Annotated in this window: 2 protein-coding genes and 1 pseudogene; 2 read left to right on the top strand and 1 reads right to left on the bottom strand. The window is 71.5% G+C overall.

Going from position 1 to position 3,069, the window contains the following annotated elements; genetic code table 11:
* A pseudogene (locus tag MCM47_RS39640) lies at positions 1-660 on the bottom strand (isopropylmalate synthase); the annotation flags it as partial.
* A gap of 1,618 nt (positions 661-2,278) precedes the next feature.
* Here MCM47_RS39640 and MCM47_RS39635 point away from each other — a divergent pair.
* Together MCM47_RS39635 and MCM47_RS39630 are read left to right on the top strand one after the other, a co-directional pair.
* Positions 2,279-2,440 (top strand): hypothetical protein, encoded by a 162-nt coding sequence (locus MCM47_RS39635; RefSeq protein WP_238951706.1) that lies wholly within the window; start codon positions 2,279-2,281, stop codon positions 2,438-2,440.
* A 121-nt stretch (positions 2,441-2,561) separates the two neighbouring features.
* Positions 2,562-3,050, top strand: coding sequence for a hypothetical protein (locus MCM47_RS39630; protein ID WP_238864104.1), 489 nt, complete (start codon positions 2,562-2,564; stop codon positions 3,048-3,050).
* Positions 3,051-3,069 lie beyond the last annotated feature (19 nt).

The raw sequence follows: 3,069 nt of genomic DNA, 5'->3' as shown, positions 1-3,069 counted from the left end.
GGCGACCGCCATGCCCAGCATGTTGTGGGAGTGGATCTCGATCTCGGAGCCGTCGATCGCGGTGAGGTCGGCGATCACCTCCTCCATCTGCCAGGGCGACAGGTAGGCGACGGTCTCGGCGAGACGGAAGCGGTCCGCGCCGGCCTCGAAGCCCGCCGCCACGTAGGGCACCAGGCGCTCGGCCGGGGTGCGGGCGCCGTCCTCGCCGCTGAAGGTGACATGGAAGCCGCGTTCCTTGGCCTGCGTGATCGCGGAACGGGCCAGCGTCTGCAGGAACTTGGCGCTCGGCGAGCCGAGCTTGAGACGGGCGTGCTGCTCCGAGGTCGGGATCGAGTACATGATGTGCCGGACGCCCAGGCGCTCGGCCTCGTCGAGGGCGCTCGCCACCTGCTGGCGGTCACGCACCACCACGAGAGTCATGCTGCGCTGCGGGCCGACGGCCTCGTGGGTGGCCAGGACCAGGTCGGCGTCCTTGGAGTTCGCCCCGGCGACCATCCCGACCTCGACCAGGTCGACGCCCGTCCTCACCAGCAAGTCCGCGATACGGGCCGCATCCCTGGGACCGAATTCCACACCTGCCATGTGAGCGGAATCCCGCAGCGTCGCGTCGGATATGTGCGGCAGTATCGGGAGTGTGTCCCCGTGCTCTGATGTTGCCATTGCCGTTCCCTCCTCCTGGATCCGGGCGGATACCCCCGGATCGGGCTCTGGACTGAATTCCCGCCCCTCTTAGACGGGCGAGGGGATCGAGCCAAAGCGCGGTGGTGCGGTGCGCTGATGACCATCCTGTCGGCCCCGGCCAGGGCCGGCAACGTTCCCCGTGTCGGGCTTTGTCAAGGACTGTCAGCGAACGTCACAAGCCGTTTCAGCCCTGCCAAAACACCCCCCGGGCCGGGAACCACCCAACCCACCCCCCCACCCAGCCGTCGTCCCACCCCCGAACCGACTCCCCACCCACCCGACCCCGGGCCGTCTTCCCGCCGCCCGGCCGACTCCCCCCCCCCCGGACCGACTCCCCACCCACCCCGGGCCGACTCCCCGCCGCCCAGCCGACTCCCCACCCGCCCCCGGACCGTCTTCCCACCCGCCCGGCCGACTCCCCGGCCGCCGGTGGACGTTGCGCCGGGGCGACCCGGGGCGGCCCGCCACCCGCCGACGGCCGCATGCCATCCACCCGGGGCAGCCAAGCCCCGGCATGCCGGTGGCGCCGATCCCCCCCCACCACCACCCCCGAAACCGCCCCACCGACACCGCAACGCACGGCCCCGGAACCCACCCCCTCACCCCACACGCACAAGACCGACAGTGAGGGCCAAGGGCCCCACCCAGGCGGAACAGGTCAGCACAACAGGCACGGGCCGCGCGAGCCGCGCGGGCCGCGCGGGCCGCGCTGAAGTCCTGGGGTCGGGGCGGCGTCACGGCCGGCGCATCCCCAATTGCCGTTCTCTCCGACCGGGTTGAGTCCCCGAGGGCGTGTGGTGACAGGTGCCGGGTGAGGGGGTGGGGGATGTCCGGGTTCCGGTTGCTGCCGGTCGGGCGGGCTGTGGGAGGACCTGGCGTCGGTGCCGGTGTCGTTCGCGTCGGCGGGTGGTGTGAACGTGGTCGTCTCGCCGGAGTCGAGATGGTGTCCTGCCGGCCGGGTCGGTGTGGTGGTGGCCCTGGGCGGGGCGGCGATCGTGACCGCACCGAGTGAGAAGGCAGCCGTGATCGTTCGGGATGCGCTCGCAGGGCTTGCGGTAGAGGCGGACGCCGACGCCGATGCCGTTCGCCGGGCGCTGCCGGTGGCGCGGATGCTCGGGCCGGCTACTCTGGCGTATGTGTCCACGGACGGACTTCGTCCCGCCCTCGCGGGTTCAGCGACCGTGGAACAACCACCAGGCGACCACCCGGACCTGCGAGGCCTGGAGAGGGCGGCGGGAGAGGAAGACGCGGCAGAGGCCGGCCTGGGAGAGATCACCTCGCCGGCGTTCGTGGTCCGCGAGCGTGTTCAGGTGGTGGCCGCCGCCGGATACCAGTCCTGGCCCGGCCGCACCGCACACATCAGTGACCTGAGCACACCGGCCCGGCGGGAACGAGGACCGGCCCGGATGACGGGCTCGGCAATGACATCGCATGCCCTAGGCAGCCGGACTGCTGCCCCAATGGCGAGCCCGGGTTACGGCATCGCGCCAGGTCGCGCCGCGCCTTCCAGGAGAGAAAGCTGCGATCTTTGCCCAGGCGGACGAGCTCAACGCCCACATCGCTCGGTTCCTCGAACACTACGGGTAGGCTCGTAGGTATGGGAATTGACTGGGAGAACATACTCGACGCAAGCGGTGACGACCTCGACGATGCCTACGACAGAGCGGTCTCCGCGGCCATGTACAGCGATGACCCGGTGGAGGACCGTCGGCCACTCCCAGTCGGCGAAGAGCACGACGACACAGACGGCTTGCGCTGAACTGAGAAGCGATTCCCAAAGCGGACGTAGCTTCAAGTCTTCGCTGTTCAGGCATGTGGTCGTCGCCGGGTAGGCAGGCTGGATCCGCTGTGTTCACGCTCGCTGTGTGCGGAGGTGGCGGATGCCGTCGGTGCTGGGGCTGCTGGAGGAACGCGAACGGGCCGCGCTGGCCCGAGTGGAGGAGTTGCGCGCCGAGCTGGAGCGGGTCCGGGCGGCGGTGCTGGAGGCAGAGGAGGCCGTGCGGCGCGCGGCCGTCGCCCGCGAGGAGGTCGTCGATGCCCTGGCCGCCGCGTCGGGCGTGCCGGACACCGCGGTGGCGGGGGCTGCGGGTGGTGTTGCGGCCAGGGTCGAAATCCCGCCGTGGCGTCAGGGGTTGGATCTTGCGGTGCTGCCGGGTGACTGCGCGGCGATCGTGGCACTGGTCCAGGACGACGCAGCCGGTGGCGGGGGCGGCGTGCGGGCCCGGCAGATGCGCGATCATCTGGGCTGGCAGGCCAGTGACGCGCGCGAACAGGCCGCTCGGTTCCGTGCCAAGCGGCTGGTGGAGCGCGGGTGGTTGTGCGAGGACGGGCCGGGGTTGTTCAAGCCGCGGCCGGGGCGGGCCGGCTGAGGCGGCGGGCAGCGGGGGC

This window comes from Kitasatospora sp. A2-31 (assembly GCF_022288725.1).
GTDB lineage: Bacteria > Actinomycetota > Actinomycetes > Streptomycetales > Streptomycetaceae > Kitasatospora.
Note: the sequence above shows the minus strand (reverse complement) of the source record. Positions and strands in the feature narration are given on the sequence as shown.

Bases quoted from the DNA above. Each gene is read 5' to 3' on its own strand.
- MCM47_RS39635 (WP_238951706.1), top strand. From the start codon at position 2,279: ATGGGAATTGACTGGGAGAACATACTCGACGCAAGCGGTGACGACCTC.
- MCM47_RS39630 (WP_238864104.1), top strand. From the start codon at position 2,562: ATGCCGTCGGTGCTGGGGCTGCTGGAGGAACGCGAACGGGCCGCGCTG.